Source organism: Aeromonas sp. FDAARGOS 1419 (genome assembly GCF_019047045.1).
Classification (GTDB): Bacteria; Pseudomonadota; Gammaproteobacteria; order Enterobacterales; family Aeromonadaceae; genus Aeromonas; species Aeromonas veronii.
Map to the genome: position 1 here is coordinate 1266484 of NZ_CP077209.1, position 18275 is coordinate 1284758.

The 18275-nt window shown below is 58.9% G+C and carries 15 protein-coding genes; 1 reads left to right on the forward strand and 14 read right to left on the reverse strand.

The window, feature by feature from the left end:
• Positions 1–62 precede the first annotated feature (62 nt).
• The 14 genes from I6L49_RS05560 to I6L49_RS05625 form a co-directional block, all read right to left on the reverse strand.
• Entirely contained in the window at positions 63–1712 is a 1650-nt protein-coding gene (locus I6L49_RS05560) for a diguanylate cyclase (protein ID WP_216950809.1), read from the reverse strand.
• Complete coding sequence (locus tag I6L49_RS05565; protein WP_043820367.1) at positions 1712–2188, reverse strand: hypothetical protein; 477 nt, start codon at positions 2186–2188, stop codon at positions 1712–1714. The genes I6L49_RS05560 and I6L49_RS05565 overlap by 1 nt, the downstream gene beginning before the upstream one ends.
• Positions 2189–2279: 91 nt before the next feature.
• Positions 2280–3053, reverse strand: a complete 774-nt coding sequence (gene cobB, locus I6L49_RS05570; protein WP_005336680.1) for a Sir2 family NAD+-dependent deacetylase — start codon at positions 3051–3053, stop codon at positions 2280–2282.
• A 93-nt stretch (positions 3054–3146) separates the two neighbouring features.
• Positions 3147–3755 (reverse strand): GNAT family N-acetyltransferase, encoded by a 609-nt coding sequence (locus I6L49_RS05575; RefSeq protein WP_216950810.1) that lies wholly within the window; start codon positions 3753–3755, stop codon positions 3147–3149.
• Between the two features lie 3 nt (positions 3756–3758).
• A complete protein-coding gene (locus tag I6L49_RS05580) occupies positions 3759–5003 on the reverse strand; it encodes a response regulator (protein WP_069554828.1) in 1245 nt (414 codons plus the stop codon).
• Entirely contained in the window at positions 4990–8904 is a 3915-nt protein-coding gene (locus tag I6L49_RS05585; RefSeq protein ID WP_216950811.1) for a transporter substrate-binding domain-containing protein, read from the reverse strand. The genes I6L49_RS05580 and I6L49_RS05585 overlap by 14 nt, the downstream gene beginning before the upstream one ends.
• A 15-nt stretch (positions 8905–8919) precedes the next feature.
• A complete protein-coding gene (gene ihfA, locus I6L49_RS05590; protein ID WP_005300715.1) occupies positions 8920–9216 on the reverse strand; it encodes an integration host factor subunit alpha in 297 nt (98 codons plus the stop codon).
• 3 nt (positions 9217–9219) lie between these two features.
• Entirely contained in the window at positions 9220–11607 is a 2388-nt protein-coding gene (pheT, locus tag I6L49_RS05595) for a phenylalanine--tRNA ligase subunit beta (protein WP_216950812.1), read from the reverse strand.
• Between the two features lie 12 nt (positions 11608–11619).
• Positions 11620–12603: a phenylalanine--tRNA ligase subunit alpha gene (gene pheS / locus I6L49_RS05600; RefSeq protein WP_005336686.1), complete on the reverse strand. Its 984-nt coding sequence runs from the start codon at positions 12601–12603 to the stop codon at positions 11620–11622.
• A 379-nt stretch (positions 12604–12982) separates the two neighbouring features.
• Positions 12983–13339 (reverse strand): 50S ribosomal protein L20, encoded by a 357-nt coding sequence (gene rplT, locus I6L49_RS05605; RefSeq protein ID WP_005336687.1) that lies wholly within the window; start codon positions 13337–13339, stop codon positions 12983–12985.
• A gap of 15 nt (positions 13340–13354) precedes the next feature.
• Positions 13355–13552 (reverse strand): 50S ribosomal protein L35, encoded by a 198-nt coding sequence (gene rpmI, locus I6L49_RS05610; RefSeq protein WP_005336688.1) that lies wholly within the window; start codon positions 13550–13552, stop codon positions 13355–13357.
• 86 nt (positions 13553–13638) lie between these two features.
• Positions 13639–14169 carry a translation initiation factor IF-3 gene (gene infC / locus I6L49_RS05615; RefSeq protein WP_196783562.1) on the reverse strand — a complete coding sequence of 177 codons (531 nt, stop codon included), beginning with the start codon at positions 14167–14169 and terminating at the stop codon, positions 13639–13641.
• A gap of 21 nt (positions 14170–14190) precedes the next feature.
• The gene (thrS, locus tag I6L49_RS05620) at positions 14191–16119 is read right to left on the reverse strand and encodes a threonine--tRNA ligase (protein ID WP_005336690.1); all 1929 of its coding nucleotides are present in this window, start codon (positions 16117–16119) and stop codon (positions 14191–14193) included.
• A gap of 232 nt (positions 16120–16351) precedes the next feature.
• Complete coding sequence (locus tag I6L49_RS05625) at positions 16352–16939, reverse strand: tetratricopeptide repeat protein (protein WP_216950813.1); 588 nt, start codon at positions 16937–16939, stop codon at positions 16352–16354.
• 173 nt (positions 16940–17112) lie between these two features.
• Between I6L49_RS05625 and I6L49_RS05630 the strand changes: the two genes are divergently transcribed.
• On the forward strand, positions 17113–18168 hold the full coding sequence (locus tag I6L49_RS05630; protein WP_216950814.1) for a PA0069 family radical SAM protein: 1056 nt from the start codon (positions 17113–17115) through the stop codon (positions 18166–18168).
• Positions 18169–18275: the final 107 nt, after the last annotated feature.

The window sequence follows — 18275 nt, forward strand, 5'->3', positions numbered from 1 at the left end:
GGCGACCCCGAGGTCGCCTTGTTTCATTTTGTCTCTTGCCGGTGCAATACCGCTTTTTGCCCTCAGGCCAGCGACCGGGTCTCCCTGGCTGCCAGCACTTGCAGTGGCACCAGCCCCAATCGTCTGGCCAGAGGCTGCAACAACTCGCCATCTTCATCACCCTGCGGCAGCCAGTAGCGAACGGGCCAGCCTGCTGCCAGCTGCGCCGCGGTGGTGCTGCCAATCGCTCTGAGCGCCAGAGTGCAACCCTGTTGCCGCAATCCCGCCAGCAAGGCACCATCCTGCTGCAGCATCGGCACCAGCAACACCAGCGGCGTGCGGGAAGCCTCCGGCAAATAGGCCAGTAGATGGGTCAGCTGGGCCTGATTGTCGAGCGGGACCAGCAGTGCCCGACCATCGGCATACTGCGCCTCGTGCGTTTGCAGCACACGGGCCAACACGGGCCCCAGTACGCCGCACTCCTGCAGCCAGCGCATATGGCATGGGACTCCCTGCTCACGCCACTCAAGCGCCAATTGCCACATCTCGTTGCCCTGTCCGTCCGTCAGCGCCTGCAATGCCACTCGCAGCGGTGCAGGCTCGCGCCCCGCCAGCCACTCTCGCAGCTGATGAAGCTGCTGTTGACTCAACTGCAACTGTTGCAGCATGGCAGGCTCAAACCAGCTGATCGCCCCCTCCTGGCTACGCTTGGCCTGGTTAAGGGCCAGGATGGCCTGATCCAGCAGCCGGGCGGCATCCTGTTGCTGCGCCTTGGCGACCCCGAGTCGACAGGCCAGATCGAAGCTGCACTCCCGGGTCACGAACTCGAAATGGAGCAGATCCACCAGCTCATGAATGGTGGTTTCCAGCGCATCATTCGCCTTGGTCAGCACCACGGCAAATTCATCTCCGCCGAGCCGGTAAGCGTGGCTGCCATGGGCCTGCTGCAGCTTGTTGGCCACCATCTGCAACAGCCGATCACCGACCTGATAACCCAGCAGATCATTGACCTGCTTGAAGCGCTTGAGATCGAGCACCACCAGGGCGCTCACATCATCAGCATGCAGAGCGCGAGAGAGCTGCTCCTGCAGGGCACGGCGGTTGCCAAGCAGGGTCAGGGGATCGAGCAGGGCAAGCCGACGGTTCGCCAGATTGGCGCGAATGAGGGCAGCGACCAGAGCGCCACCGGTCAGCAGCAGGATCAGTTGCCAGATCTGCAGCCAGAACAGGCTGTTGCGGATCTGGCTGACCGAATGCTCCCGCTCCTGACCGGAGAGGATCTGATCCCCTATCTGTTCGACGAGACGGGTCTGGCTGGCGATCGCCTCCTGCAAGCGGGCAAGCTCAGCCCCCTCGCGCAGCGCACCGGCCTCCATCTGGGGTTCGAGCTGCTTGATCTGCTCGAACAGGGTGGCCAGCACCTTGCCGAGCCCGTGCCGCTGGCGCATCTCGGCGGTTTCACTGCTGATGAGGAAGATGTCGAGCCGGTTCCACAGCAGATCGTAATCGAGGCTCAGGGTCTCCATCGACAATCTGCCAGCCCGATAGAGCTGCAGGTCGTAGAGGAAACGCTGGGATTCGAGCATTACCTGGCTGATGTTCCAGTGGACATTGCGGTAGAAAGTATCGACCAGCTGCTCCTGCCGATACTGCAGATAGAGGCTGCTGCCCGACGAGAGCAGAAACAGCAGCGACACCGCAACCAACAGCAGATTTTGGCGGGATAGCCCCATCAATCGACGATCTCGATGCGGGTCACCTGCCACACCATGCAGTTGTGAATGGCAGGGACGTCCAGCTTGGGATAGGTGGTGAACGGGATGAGCAGCCAGAGCGGCCCCTTGTTACGCCGGGTCAGCGGTTTGCCGTCCTCCTGACGCACCAGAGTTAGCGGCACACCGTCGAACAGGGCCAGATCCACCACCTGCTGATAGCCGTTGAGGGCCGAGACGGCGATCTTGCGAGCATCCGGGATCCCTTGCGCCGCCAGCACGGCTGACAGGGTCGGCCCGCGATAGTGGTGGGCGCCCTGAGTCCAGGGGGTAGTGGTGGTGAATTCGGTCTGTGGCAAGGCGGAGAGAGCCGCCTCATCGAGGTTCACCTGCTGGCCATCTGGCAGTATCAGGGTCATCAGGGGGATGGAGGCCGATGCACTGGCACTGGCCAGCACTAGGAGAAAAAAAGCGATCCATTGCTTGACTGCGGTCATGGTAATTTGCGCCAACTGCGTCCCATTTTTTAAATGGTTGCCAGTGTGGCGATTTCACCGAACCATTGCAACTGTCCCGTCGCACAGTAGCTCAGGGACCTCGCATCTCCATCCAGTTGTGCCCCTCGACTTGCCTCGGTTGATGAATGCCGCACGCCTCCAGCAACTCATCGACATAGGCGGGCACCAGCAGGGAGGCAGGGCCATAGCGTTTTTCGTCAAACTGGCTACCCACCTCGCTCGGCTCGAGATTGAGCTCGATGGTGTGCGCCCCGTTCAATCCCGCTTCATGGACAAACCCGGCGGCCGGATAGACGGCGCCAGAGGTGCCGATGGAGATAAAGAGATCGCACTGGGCCAGCGCACTATAGATCCGATCCAGCCCGAGCGGCATTTCGCCAAACCAGACCACATGGGGACGCATCGGCTGAGGGAACTGGCAGCAGGAGCAGAGCTCGTCCTGATGGAGATCACCGCGCCACTCGATCACCTGACCGGATTCGGGACAGCGGGCCTTGAGCAGCTCGCCGTGCATATGGATAAGGTTCTTGCTGCCAGCGCTCTCGTGCAGATTGTCGATGTTCTGGGTGACCAGCGTCACCGAACCGGGCAGCAGTCGCTCGAGGCGGGCCAGCGCATAGTGGGCCGGATTGGGGTGAACCTGAGGCTGTTGCAGCTGTTTGCGGCGGGAGTTGTAAAAGCGCAGCACCAGTTCGGGATCCCGGGCATACCCCTCGGGGGTCGCCACATCCTCGACCTTGTGCTCTTCCCACAAACCATCGCAGGCACGAAAAGTCTTGATGCCGGATTCGGCAGAGATCCCCGCGCCGGTCAGGATCACGATATGTTTATATGACTGCGCCATAAGCTGCTCCGTCTATCCCCGCACAATAAAGGTGACCTTAGCACAGGGAAAAAAGTGTCACTATTCGCCCTTGGTCTTAAGCGGCGCCGGTGGCTATGCGGGTAACCAGGCATCCAGTACCGACAGATCCAGCCTGACAAAGACCATCTCCCGCCCGGTCACCAGGGTCAGCGGCAAACCAAGGCGCTTGAGCAGAGTCAGCATGGGCCGGTTCTGGGCCAGCACTTCCGCCGTCCACTCCCGGATCCCGTCCGCTCTGGCCAGCAGTGCCAGCGCCAGCAGAATGCGCCTCCCCGCCCCCTTGTGCTGAAAGTGATCAGCCACGATGCAGGAGAACTCCGCCCGTTCGGGATGAAGGCGGCGGCAGATTGATTGCGCCTGAGCCAGCGGCTCACCGGCCAGATCGGTCAGCAACAGCGAAATCTGTTGTTCGGGATGGTAATTGAGAAATTGGGCCACCTGTTCCGGTGGCGGCGTCCGTTTCGGACGCATAAAGCGCAGATAGATGCTCTCTTCACTCAATGCATCGTAAGCAGCCAGCATGCGGGCAGGCGCCACACCATGCAGCTCGCGCAGCAGGCAAGACACCCCGGAGACCTGCATCGCCAGTGGCAGCGCGGCCCGGGAAACCGGATGAGGCCAGCCATCCAGCCCTTTTCCAAGGCGCTCCCGGTGCATGGGCCAGCAGAGGTAGCGCGGCATGGCTTACCAGCGCCCCGTCATACCGCGCTCTCGCCACACCTCGACGTCGAGCAGGTTGTAAGGATCATCCAGATAGACGGCGATCCCCAGCTCCCGAACCCTGGCCATAAAGCGTCCCAGCAGGGAGTCACCGGTCAAGGACTCCATCTCCGGCAAGATCCCCTGCCCCAGCAGCAAGGCTTGCAGCGGCAAACGCTCCAGCAGATCGAATGGCAGATGCTGGCTGTTATCGAGCAGCAGCGCAAGCTTGCTCCCCGCCAGGCTGGCTTGCAGCACCAGCGCGAAGCGATCGGCATTGCCGAGCAGGTGGTCTCGACGGTGGATCAGCAGGGTCAGTTCGGCTGGGGTGCGCGACTGCTCAGTCAGCCACTCCTTGAGCGCCTCCCAGCGGCTGGGTAAGCCCGTTACCGCCAGCCAGACCGGATGAGGGGTCGCGGGACTGGAGAGCAGCCCAAGCTGACCCTGCACCTCCCCCTGCCACCGGCGGATGGAGCGGCGCTGGCCGCTCAAGCGCTGCTGACGCAGCGGGCCCAGATAGAGTCGACGCAGCAACCTGAGCAGCTCGTCGCAATCAAGCGGCTTGGCCAGCGCCGCCAGAATATTGAAACCGGCATCGTGCAGCAGGCGGCGGGCACCGTCGATCAGCGTCTGCTCATGGGCCGAAAGCAGCACAATGGGCAGCCCGGCCTCCTGCAACTGGGGCTGGTTCATCAGCAGACTGATGGCATCTTGCTCCACCAGACTGAGATCGCACACCAGCAGGCTGATGTCGCCCGCCGACAATGCCGCAAGACAGGCCGATTCATCCTGTACCCACTGACAGGATAGCCCCAACCCGGCGATGGTCTGTTGCAGTTGCATCCCCTGAAACGGGTGATCCTCGAGCAGCAGCACCTTGTTAGCGGCCAGCCAGTTGCACCAGTCACGATAACTGGCGGCAAGCCCCCCCAGCCAATCCTCGCCGATAGCGTAAATCCCCTCATGCTGCTGCAACTGGGGGAAGTAGTCCGCCTGCTGATGAGCGGCGGGGTCGTAAAGGGCAATGGCACCTGCCGCAAACAGCCCTTCCCACTGCCAGCAGGCATCTGGTCGGGTACGGTGCAGCGTGACATAGGAGGGCAATGTCATGGTGCTGGCCAACTCATGGGCGGTGCTGTCGAGGGCATAGAGCACAATGGGGCAAAATCCTGCCGCCTCATGCTCTTCCGAATCGAGCAACGCCAGTAATTCTTCATCAGTGATGATCATCTTGAGCCCTCGTTGAAAACTGCTGGCTGAACTCATCCAGTGCCCGGTTCAATCTGACTTGCAGCATCGGATGGGGCGCCTGTTGCCACTCTTCAATGACCGCCACCAACGCAGTCGCCCCTACCATTCTGGCGGCCCCCTTCAACTTGTGTAAAGCAGCATTCACGCCAACTTCATCTTCTTCTGTGCTGCAGCGCTCAAGTTCGGCCAAATCATCACGGGTAGCCTTCAGATAAAGGGCGGCCAGTTCATCGGTCAGCAGCGAGGCGACCGGTGTCGGGACGACAGCATTGCTCCCCTCTTTGGCAATATGGCGCAGCAAGGTCGCCAGCTCCTTGAGGGCGACCGGCTTGTCCAGATGGCCATCGCAACCGCAGGATTGCAGCTCCCTTGCCGCCTGATCACTGAGATCTGCGGTGATCACATAGACCGGCAGACGGGCCCAACGGGCGGATTGGCGCAATTGCCTGCACAGCTCGGCCCCGTTCATCACCGGCATCTGCAGATCGGTCAGCACAAAATCCACCTCCTGCTGCGCCAGCATCTCCAGCGCCAGCTGCCCGTTGGCGGCAGTGATAACGCTGGCACCAAGTTGCCCCAGTTGCAGGCTGATCAGCTCGCGATTGACATCGTGATCTTCAACCAGCAGTACCCGCATACCGAGCCCTGGCTGGGTGCCGGCCACCGGTTGATCCGGGGTCAACCGTGGCTGCAGCAGGGTGATGATGGTCCCGGGAACCCAGGACTCCCCTTGCCAGGCCCAATAGTAGAGCCCCTTCTCGTCCACCTCCGCTTGCAGCGTATCAACGGCGTTGCTGACGGTGACGATCCCCAATCGACTAAGCCAGGGCGACAGCGCTTGCGCCTCATCGTGGGGTAAAGAGAGTGCCAGCTGACGCACATTGGGCTGCCAGTCCGGCTCCTGCTGCACCCGCTTCAGCGGCAACTCGCAATAGAAGCGGCTACCGCCACCGACGCGCCCTTCGACATCGATAAGACCACCCATCTGCTCGAACGGCATAAAGAGCGTGGTGCGCATCTTGGCGGTGATCCCCGGTCCCTGATCATCCACACCAAAGCGCAAGGTCGATGCGACCACCTCGGCCCACAGCACCACTTCCCCACGCAGGCTGAACTTGATGGCATTGGAGAGCAGGTTGTGGAGCACTTGCCGTACCCGGTGAGGGTCGAGGATCTGCAGGGCTGGCAGAGCCGGGGCCAACTTAAGGCGCAGTTGCAACCCCTTGGCCCGCGCCTTGGTCCAGTGCACCGCCGCCACGTGCTCACACAGCTCGGCAAAATCGGTGGGTTGCGGCGAGAGGGAGAGTTTGCTGTTTTCGTTGCGGCTAAAGTCGAGCACATCGTTGAGCAGGCCGAGCAGCTCATCCCCCGCCTGACGCACCCGCGCCAGCGCAGAGTCTTGCTCTCTCGACAAAGGGGTGCTGGCCAGCCACTCCAGCAAGCCGAGCATGGCGTTCATCGGCGTGCGGATCTCGTGGCTGATGGCGGCCAGAAAGCGCCCCTTGGCCAGCACGGCCTGTTGCGCCTGCTCATGGGAGTGCTGCAATGCCTGATCCTGCTCGACCCGGGCAGTGGCATCCTGCATCACCGCATAGATCCGCCACCCCTGCGGCTGACTGCGGCCACGGCCATAGAGCTGCAACCAGCGCAGACCCTTGGTCGGATGGTAATAGCGCATGGTGAACGCGAAGGGTTTGCCAGCCTGCAACATGGCGAACATCTCACGGCTTACCCGGCGGCGATCCTCGCGCTCCAGCATAATGAGCACCCGTTTGGGCTCACGACGGATCTGCTGGCTCGCCAGCCCCAGCAGCTCGTAACAGCCCCGGCTGATAAACTCGATACCCCCTACCCGTCCCCGCTCGAACATAAACTGCAGCACCACGCCGGGCACGGTATTGGTCAGGGCGCGCAGGCGGCGCTCTGCCTGACGCAGAAAACGGGCCTGCTCACGCAGCACACTGATATCCGACAGGGCGATAAGATCGGTGGCAGGTGCCTGCTTGTCCAGCCGCAGCGGATGCTGGGCATAGGCGAAGACCTGATCCCCCAGCACCAGCTCCCCTTCGCTCTTTTGCGGCTGTACCGGCGGCAGCATCAACTGCTGCGAATAGCGCAGTGCCAGACGTCGCCCCTGTTTATTGGATTTGATCACCTTGCCCTGGCTATTGCGCAGATAGACGGGCACCGGCAACGCCTGAAACATGGTTTCCCGCAGCTCGCTCTCGATGGCCAGCGCCTTCTCGGCGGCGTGACGCTGGGCGACTTCCCGTGCCAGTTGCTGGCGAGAGCGCCAGATCCCGCCGATGACAATGCCGCTGATCAGCAGTGCCATGGCAATGGAGCCAAACCAGGCGGCGTAGCTCACGCCGGGCTGCTGCACGACGAGCAAGCGGCGCCAGCGCTGGTTAAGTTCGTCGATCTGGGTGCTGGTCAGCGCCATCAGGTTGCGATCCATCACCCCGGCCAGTTCGGTCTGACTCTTGTTGATGGCAAAGCCAAGACTGAAGCGATCTTCCAGCTCCTCGATATCGAGCCCTTCCAGCAAGTTGGTACGCTGGGGATATTGCAGCTGATATAGCTCGCTCAGCATAGCGTCAGCTTTGCCCTGTTTGATCGCGGCAAGCCCCTGCTCGAGGCCGTCGGTGCGAACCCACTCCTGATCACCGAGCAGGGCGAGCAAGGAGGGATCGTAGAGGGACTCCGGCACCAGAATACGCTGCCGCTTGAGTTGGGTGATGCGATCGGCAGCCAGCTTGCGCTTGCTGATCAAGGCAAACCGGTTGGTGGAGATCGTCCGACTGAAAATGAACTGATCCGTCAATGCCGGGGATTCCGGCAAGCCGGCCATCATATCCGCCTCACCACGGCGCAGCTTTTCTACGGCCTCCGCCTTGCTGGCGGCAGGCACCAGCTTGTATTTCAGGCCGGTCTCCTGGGTGACCCAGCGCAACACATCCGCGCTCCATCCCTTCGCCTCTCCCAGATCATTGACACCGCTATAGGGCATCAACTCGGGATTGACCACCAGGCGAATGGTGTGCCCGCGGCCGGATAACCAGGCCTGTTCGGTATCGCTGAAGTGGGGCTGGTTGACGTAGAGCGACCCCTGATCGAGATAACGGGCCAGATCGGTATAGATAGTACCGGCGGGCATATGACGGATCAGGGTGTCCACCAGATTGGCCAACTCGGGCTGATCACGCATCATCAGGCGATAGCTGATGATCCGATCCTCACCAAACAGGCGGCGCAGGCGCAAACCATCGGCAGGAAACTCGCGCATCAGATAGCGCAGTTGCAGATAGTCCCCCAGATAGGCATCACCCTTGCCACTCTGCAGCGCATCGTAGACCTTCTCTCCGCTTTTTAGGGAAATAATGCGTGCCTGAGGATAGAGCTCGTGCAGCAGGCGGGCAGAGTCTGCCACCGAGTAGACCAGAAAGCGGGCCTGTTTGAGATTTTCACCCTTGTAGAGGATGGCGGCATCTGTCTCCATCATCGGACGACTTAACCGCATGCCCTCCACGGCCTTCTTGCGGGTTCCGACATAGGGAATGATGTCGCATTCCCCCTCTGCGAGCCCGTTGCGCAATGTCTGCCAATCGGGCAGCTCTTTGAGTTCCAGCGGAATCGGGAACAGCTCCTGCAACCGGGCGAGGCGATCCTTGAGCAGTCCCCCCTCGGCCATCAGGTATGGTGGAGGAAGCGTCGCAGGATAGCAGAGCGAAAGCTGACTCAGTGAATTTATATAAGCTTGGGTCGCCGGCGCCAACGGCAGCACTGTGGTCTGCAAAGACTTGGCGTGCAATGGCAGTGCCAGCACGGCACCCAGAAGAAAAACGGGGAATTTGGTCATCTGAAAACAAAAGCCAGGCATCTGCCTGGCTTTTTATCACTCGTTGGGTTCAACATTTTCTACCCTGGCCTTGAGCTTCTGGCCAGGCCGGAAGGTCACCACGCGGCGGGCGCTGATAGGAATATCCTCGCCCGTCTTGGGGTTGCGTCCGGGACGCTGATTCTTCTCACGAAGGTCAAAGTTACCGAAGCCTGAAATCTTGACTTGTTCACCACGCTCAAGCGCCTGTCGGATTTCCTCAAAGAAGGCTTCCACCATATCTTTGGCTTCACGCTTGCTCATCCCGAGCTGGGTGAACAGGTGCTCTGCAATGTCGGCTTTGGTAAGCGCCATAGATCAATCCCTCAAGGATGCATTCAACTCTTCACCAAGGGCCCGCACGACATTGTCTACGGTCTCGGCAATCTCTTTCTCCTCCAGGGTGCGCTGGGTGTCTTGCAATACAAGACTAATGGCCAGGCTCTTCTTGTCCTCTGCCATACCAGCACCCTGGTATACGTCAAACAAGTTTATTCCAACTACCTGATTTCCGCCAACTTTTTTAATTACCGCAAGCACATCACCTGCCAGAACCTGACGATCGACCACGACGGCGATGTCGCGACGGTTCGCCGGGAACTTGGAAACTTCGGCAGCCACAGGCACCTTGGCCGGGGTCAGCTTGTCCAGCTCCAGCTCAAACATCACCGCGCGGCTCTTGAGGCCCAGCTTCTTCTCGAGGCTCGGGTGGATCACGCCGATGTGGCCGATGATCTCGCCATTACGCAGAATGGCTGCGCTCTGGCCCGGGTGCAGGGCGCTGTGCTCGGTGCGCTCGAAGGTAAAGGTGGCCCCTTCGGCGGTCAAGTCCAGCACCGCTTCCAGATCCCCTTTCAAATCAAAGAAGTCGGCTGCGCGGGTTTTGATGTCCCAGTGCTCGTCGCTCTGGTTGCCAGTGATGATACCGGCCAGCATCGGCTCCTGACGGATGCCATTCTCGGCGCTTTCATCCTTGATGAAACGCAGACCCTGCTCAAACAGACGCACACGCGGCTGCTGACGGTTCTGATTGTAAACAACGGCCTGCACCAGACCCGGGAACAGAGAGACGCGCATGGCGGACATCTCGACCGAGATCGGGTTCGGCAGTACGATTGCATCGCTCTGCGGGAACAGGGTTTGCTGGGTCTTGGGATCGACGAAGCTGTAGGTGATCGCTTCCTGGAAACCGCGGTCAACCAGCAGGTCGCGTACGCGCTTCAAGGTCACCTGCCCTTCTGCCTGCTCAACCATCGCCAGAGAGGCGGCCGGTTTCAGGTTCGGGATGTTGTTGTAGCCGTAGATGCGAGCCACTTCCTCAATGAGGTCTTCCTCGATGGCGATATCGAAACGCCAGGAGGGTGCCAGCGCAGTCCAACCGTCAGCATCCACAGTAACCTGCATGCCAAGGCGAGTCAGGATCTCGACCACCTGAGCATCCGCCACGCTGATACCGATCACCTTGTCGAGCTTGCTGCGACGCAGCTTGATGGGTGCCGCTTTCGGCAGATGGGCATCGGATTTGACCTCGATGACCGGACCCGCTTCGCCGCCGCAGATATCCAGCAGCAGACGGGTGGCTCTGTCCATCACCTTGGCTTGCAGCTCCGGATCCACCCCCCGCTCGAAGCGATGGGAAGAGTCGGTGTGCAGACCGTAGGCACGGGCACGGCCGGTGATGGAGAGCGGCGCGAAGAAGGCACACTCCAGCAGGATGTCGGTAGTGGTCTCGGATACACCGGTGCGGTTGCCGCCGAAGATCCCGGCCATACAGGCAGGACCTTTGGCATCGGCAATCACCAAGGTGGTCTCTTTGAGCTTCACTTCGTTGCCGTCGAGCAGCGTCATCGGCTCGTCAGCGTGGGCGCGACGTACCACCAGTTCCCCTTCCAGGGTAGCCAGATCGAAGGCGTGCATCGGCTGACCGAATTCCAGCAGCAGGTAGTTGGTGATATCGACGATGGCGTCGATGGAGCGAATGCCGCCACGGCGCAGCTTCTCTTGCATCCAGAGCGGGCTCTGGGCCTGCAGGTTCAGCCCCTTGATGACGCGCCCCAGATAACGGGGGCAATCGGCGGTTGCTTCAACCCGGATCGGAAAAGTTGCATCAATGGTGGCAACGGCTGGTGTCCAGGTCGGCTCGACCACGTCCACGCTGTTGAGCACGCCAATTTCACGGGCCAGACCGGCGATACCGAGGCAATCGGCACGGTTCGGAGTCAGATCTACGTCGATGGAGACGTCGTTCAGATTGAGGTAGTCACGAATATCGGTACCGATGGGGGCATCGGCCGGCAGCTCGATGATGCCGTCGGCTTCAACGTCGATACCCAGCTCACTGAAAGAGCAGAGCATGCCATGGGACGGCTGGCCACGCAGCTTGGCTTTCTTGATGGTGAAATCACCCGGCAGGGTCGCCCCTACTTTGGCCACACACACTTTCAGGCCCTGACGGCAGTTTGGCGCGCCGCAGACGATGTCCAGCAGCTCGGCTTCACCCACGTTGACCTTGGTCACCCGCAGCTTGTCGGCGTCAGGATGTTGGGCGCACTCGACCACTTCACCCACGACCACATTGTTGAACTGGCCAGCCACCGCTTCCACGGCGTCCACTTCCAGACCGGCCATGGTGATCTGCTCGGCCAACGCGTTGTCACTCAACTCGGTGCGGACCCACTCCATCACCCAGGATTTACTGAATTTCATGTTCTCTCGCCCTTACTTGAACTGCTTGAGGAAGCGCAGGTCGTTTTCGAAGAAGGCACGCAGGTCGTTGACCCCGTAACGCAGCATGGTCAGGCGCTCAACGCCCATGCCGAAGGCAAAGCCCGAGTATTTTTCCGGATCGATGCCGACCGAACGCAGTACGTTCGGGTGCACCATGCCGCAGCCCAGCACTTCCAGCCACTTGCCGTTCTTGCCCATCACGTCCACTTCAGCGCTCGGCTCGGTAAACGGGAAATAGGAAGGACGGAAGCGAATGGTCAGGTCTTCCTCGAAGTAGTTGCGCAGGAAGTCGTGCAGAATGCCCTTCAGCTCGGTAAAGCTGGCATGCTCGTCAACCAGCAGGCCTTCAACCTGATGGAACATCGGGGTGTGGGTCATGTCGTAGTCGTTACGATAGACGCGGCCCGGTGCAATGATGCGGATCGGCGGCTGCTGATGCTCCATGGTGCGGATCTGCACACCGGAGGTGTGGGTACGCAGCATCAGATCAGGATTGAAGTAGAAGGTATCGTGATCGGTACGCGCCGGGTGATGAGCCGGAATATTCAGCGCATCGAAGTTGTGAAAGCCATCTTCAATCTCGGGACCACGGGCAACCTTGAAGCCCATCTCGCCAAACAGGCGCTCGATGCGCTCTATGGTGCGGGTTACCGGATGCAGACCGCCATTCTCGATGCGGCGGCCCGGCAGGCTGACATCGATGGTCTCGGCAGCCAGCTTCTGGTTCAGCACGGCGACTTCGAGCGCTTCACGACGCTCGTTCAGCGCATCCTGAACCTGCTGTTTGGCCTGGTTGATCACGGCGCCCGCGGCGGGACGCTCTTCGGCAGACAAGGCACCCAGGCCCTTCATCTGCTCGGTAAAAAAGCCCTTTTTACCCAGATATTTGACCCGGATTTCGTCGAGGGTAGCGATATCGCTCACGCCCTCAATTTCGGCTCTGGCTTGGCCGACTACTTCTTCAAGCTGTTGCATGTCTTCCTCGTCACCACTCCCGGTACAGGAGCCTTTAGGCTAAATAAGGTCAAGAGGGGAATAATACAAAAAAAGCCCCTTCGCTGACCATAGTTAAGGTGGGCTTTTCTCCCTACAAATCATTTTGTTATATCAAGCGAGTCTTATCGGTTCACCGTAACTCCTGAAATAATGGAACAAACATCTAGTTTGTTGGCATATAAGCTATTTGTAGAACAGGTCATCTCGCACATATCACCTTGTGTGGAGAAATATGCAGCTCGTGTAAAACAGTGGACAGAATATGGGCGGGAGAAAGGAAAAAGTAATGTAAAACAGAGAGTTATAGATACAAAAAAGGAGGCCTGAGCCTCCTTTTAGCGTTTATAACAGAACTGGATTAAACCAGAGCTGCTTTAGCTTTTTCAACCAGGGCGGTGAAAGCCATTTTGTCGTGAACGGCGATATCGGACAGGATCTTGCGATCGATCTCGATAGAAGCCTTCTTCAGACCGTTGATCAGGCGGCTGTAGGACAGACCGTTCTGACGGGCTGCAGCGTTGATACGCGCAATCCACAGCTGACGGAACTGACGCTTTTTCTGGCGACGGTCACGGTAGGCATACTGACCAGCTTTGGTTACCGCTTGTACCGCTACGCGGTAAACACGGGAACGGGCGCCGTAGTAACCTTTGGCGGCTTTCATTACTTTCTTGTGACGAGCTCGAGCAGTCACACCACGTTTAACTCTTGGCATTTTTCACATCCCCCCTTATGCGTACGGCAGACAAGCGACAACACGTTTGTGGTCGGCAGCAGAAACCATGAATTTCGGCCCCAGCTGACGCTTACGCTTGCTGCTCTTCTTGGTCAGGATGTGACGCAGGTGGTTGTGCTTGCACTTGAAGCGACCCGAGCCAGTCTTTTTGAAGCGCTTTGCAGCACCCCGGTTGGTTTTCATCTTCGGCATTTCATACTCCGCATTGTGAGTGACAACAAAATCGCAAGGCGAACCAACTCATGGGGCGAGCCCCATGAGTCAATTTCTTGTGGGCCTTAAGATTTCTTCTTAGGTGCGAGGACCATCACAGCTTGACGGCCTTCGACTTTCGGGAACGACTCGACTACGGCCAACTCTTCCAGATCGTTCTTGACGCGCTCCAGAACCTTGATACCAAGATCCTGGTGGGCCATTTCACGACCACGGAAGCGCAGGGTGACCTTAGCCTTGTCCCCGTCTTCCAGAAAGCGAACCAGGTTGCGTAGTTTTACCTGATAGTCGCCTTCGTCAGTGCCAGGACGGAATTTGATTTCCTTGACCTGGACGACTTTCTGCTTTTTCTTCTGTTCTTTGGTTGTTTTGCTCTTTTCGTAGAGGAATTTGCCGTAATCCATGATCCGGCAAACGGGCGGCTCAGCATTTGGACTGATCTCTACCAGATCAACTCCGGCCTCTGCGGCCAAGTTCAGAGCATCCTGAATGGATGTGATGCCAATGGCTTCACCATCCAGACCAGTCAGACGAACTTCTTTCAGACGGATCTCTTCATTGATCCGGTGAGCGCGGGCTTGCGGTTGCTTGCCCAGTTTTTTTCCGCCTTTTATAGCTTATTCCTCCACTTTCTTTTGTCCGCGGGTCTGAACTTCCTGGGTCAACAGAGCGATGAACTCTTCAACAGGATAAGTGCCCAGGTCAGCCCCTTTACGAGTCCGTACTGCAATCTTACCGGCTTCAACTTCTTTATCGCCGCAGACCAGCATGAAAGGTACTCGCTTCAAAGTATGCTCGCGGATTTTAAAGCCAATCTTCTCATTTCTCAAGTCCGCTTTTGCGCGAAGGCCCGCATCATTCAATGCTTTGGCTACTTTCACCGCATAATCGGCCTGATTGTCCGTGATATTCATGACCACAGCCTGAGTCGGTGCCAACCAGGTCGGGAACAGACCGGCGTACTCTTCAGTCAGAATACCGATGAAGCGCTCGATAGAACCCAGGATGGCCCGGTGGATCATCACAGGTACGTGGCGATCGTTGTTTTCGCCCACATAAGTGGCACCCAGACGACCAGGCAGGGCAAAGTCGAGCTGCACGGTACCACATTGCCACGCACGATCAAGGCAATCGTGCAGGGTAAATTCAATTTTGGGACCGTAGAACGCCCCTTCACCCGGCTGCAGATCGTACTTCAGACCGTTGAGCTCCAGCGCTTCGGCTAGGGCTTTCTCGGCGCGATCCCACATCTCGTCGGAGCCGATACGCTGCTCGGGACGAGTGGAGAGCTTGACCACGATGTTCTCGAAGCCAAAGGTACCGTAGACGTCATAGACCATACGAATACAGCCGGAGACCTCTTCCATGATCTGCTCTTCGGTACAGAAGATGTGAGCGTCATCCTGAGTGAAACCGCGCACCCGCATCAGACCGTGCAGGGAACCAGACGGCTCGTTGCGGTGACAGGAACCAAACTCGGCCATACGCAGCGGCAAATCACGGTAGGACTTCAGACCCTGGTTGAAGATCTGGACGTGACCCGGGCAGTTCATCGGCTTGATGGCGTACTCGCGATTTTCGGACTGGGTGGTGAACATGGCCTGGGCATACTTCTCCCAGTGACCTGAACGCTCCCACAGGACGCGGTCCATCATGAACGGACCTTTCACTTCCTGATAGTCGTACTCTTTGAGCTTGCCGCGGATAAAGGTTTCCAGCTCACGGAAGATGGTCCAGCCATCGTTGTGCCAGAACACCATACCGGGTGCTTCTTCCTGCATGTGATACAGGTCGAGCTGCTTGCCGATCTTGCGGTGGTCACGCTTGGCGGCCTCTTCCAGGCGCTGCAGATAGGCCTTTAGCTGCTTCTTGTCAGCCCAGGCGGTACCGTAGATACGCTGCAGCATCTTGTTGTTGGAGTCGCCACGCCAGTAGGCGCCGGACATCTTCAGCAACTTGAAGTGGTGGCAGTGGCGCATGTTGGGCACGTGCGGGCCGCGACACATGTCGATGTACTCTTCGTGATGATAGAGACCTGGCTGGTCATCACGGGCAATGTTCTGATCCAGGATTTCGACTTTGTAAGACTCGCCGCGCGCCTCGAATACATCGCGCGCTTCTTGCCAGGAGACTTTCTTCTTGATGACGTCGTAATCCTTGGCTACCAGCGCCAGCATGCGCTCTTCCAGGGCAGCCAGATCTTCATCGGTCAGGGTACGGTCAAGATCAACGTCATAGTAGAAGCCGTTGTCGATGACAGGACCGATGGCCATCTTGGTCTGGGGCCAGAGTTGCTTGATAGCATGACCCAGCAAGTGGGCGCAGGAGTGGCGCAGGATGTCCAGACCTTCTTCGTCTTTAGCGGTGATGATGGCCAGCGCTGCATCGGCTTCGATCAGCTCGCACGCATCCACCAGTTCACCGTTTACCCGACCGGCAATGCACGCCTTGGCGAGACCGGGACCGATGTCCGCAGCCACATCCATGACGGAAACAGAGTGGGCAAATTGACGTTGGCTGCCGTCAGGCAGAGTAATGATTGGCATTATGTGTTTCCTTATACAGTGGTGACCCCTACCAAAGGTCACATGCGGGATGGAAAAGAGATTCAAAAAGGTGATGTTCTGGTTCTCCACAGCACTTTGCGAAGACGGCCTGACACGTAAACCACATGTCTAACGTGACAAACCAAGCCAAAACGGCCCCATGCTACCAGAAGTCGGGCGTGCTGTATCGGATTTGCAGATATTTTCTACAGTCAAATGAGTCGCCTGCCGACTATTCGCCAAGCAGGGATTGCCAGTTGAAGTCAAAGTCACTGCTCCCCTCCTCTGCCAACGCCAGCTCTTTCAGCACCTGAAGCGCCAGCTTGTTGCCCTTTTGTGCCGCCTGATAGAGCCACTGTTTTGCCTGAGGCAGATCGACCCTGCCGCTGACCCCCATCAGATGAAGAACACCGACTTTCAGCATGGCCGGGACGTCACCATTACGGGCTGCCTGATCCATCCAGTGAAAGGCTTGGCGCAGATCTCGCTTGACCCCGACACCGCGCAGATAGAGCTCTGCCAGCCGATATTGGCCGAAGGGATCCCCTGCCTGCGCCGACTGGCGATAGAGGCTGATGGCCTGATGGATATCCTGCTCGCTCCCCTGCCCCACTTCATGGCTCCAGCCCATCAAGGCTTGCGCCCTAGGTTGCCCTTGCGCCGCCAGTGGCGACCAGATCCGGGTCGCCTCATCGAAGTGACCGGTACGCCAGGCACGGTTGGCAGCAACCATCTCCTGCTCGGTGGAGAGCGGAAGCAGACGCCAGATAACCAGCGCAAACAGACCGATAAACAGCCAACGGGAAGTGGTGGGGCTCATGATGATTTCCGTGATCCAGTTCTCATTTCGTCTATGTAAACGAAATGTAGCGTTGCGATCAAGCAAGAGATCCCTACGACAACCCTTTTTGCACCCGGTCGATCAGCAGTTGTTGTCATTTATCCGGGGTACCTGCAAAATAACTGTATGTATAAACAGTGTCGGTGCACACCATGGCAGGACGAGGCAGCCCCAACAATATCGATCACCGTTTTAGCGGCCCCCTTGTCGAAGCGGTCGATGATGGCTGGCAATCGTCCGAGTGGGATGCCGCCTTCACCCCCTCTGTGCCTGGCACCGAGGTGCGGGAGATCGATGCACGCAGCATCATCAGCTACAACAGCTCGCCGGATGTCCCCTTTGGTCGCTCCATCAACCCCTATCAGGGGTGCGAGCATGGTTGCATTTACTGCTATGCCAGGCCCAGCCACGCCTATCTGGAGCTCTCCCCCGGCCTCGATTTCGAGAGCAAACTGTTTGCCAAACGCAATGGGGCCGATCTGCTGCGCCGGGAGTTTGCCAAACCGGCCTATCAGCCACAGACCATCGTCATTGGCGCCAACACCGACCCCTATCAACCCATCGAGCAGCGCTATCGCCTCACCCGGCAGTTGCTGGAGGTGATGTTGGCCCACCGCCACCCGGTCGGCCTCATTACCAAGAGCGCCATGATCTTGCGCGACCTCGATCTGTTGACCGAGCTGGCCAGGGAGGGACTCTGTCAGGTGATGGTGTCGGTGACGACCTTGAACGAAACCCTGCGCCGACAGCTGGAGCCCCGCGCCAGTACGGGCGCAGGCCGCTTGAAAGTGATCGAGAAGCTGGCCAACGCTGGCGTGCAGGTGGGGGTACTGGCCGCCCCCATGATCCCGCGGCTCAATGAGCCGGAGCTGGAGCAGATCATCAAATCGGCGGCCGAGGCAGGCGCCAGTTGCGCCGATTACATCCTGCTGCGGCTGCCCCACGAGTTGGCGCCGCTATTTGGGGACTGGCTCGATACCCACTATCCGGGCCAGAAGGAGGCTATTTTAAATCAGTTGCGAGCCAGCCGCGGTGGCGGGCTCAACAGTACCGCCTTCGGTACCCGCATGCGCGGTGAGGGGCACTTTGCCGATCTGCTGGCCCAGCGCTTTCGCCTTATCAGCAAACGACTTGATCTGGGCAAACGCCATATTCAGCTCAGGCTGGATGGGTTTATCCGCCCCGGGGAGCAGCTGTCGCTCTTCTAATCCCCCTGCTCACGCCCTTCACACATCAGGCGTGCCAAGAGGTTGAGAGGAAGGCCTGCCGCAACACATCCTGTGGAAAACCCGCTTTTCAGAATTTTCCAACGAAG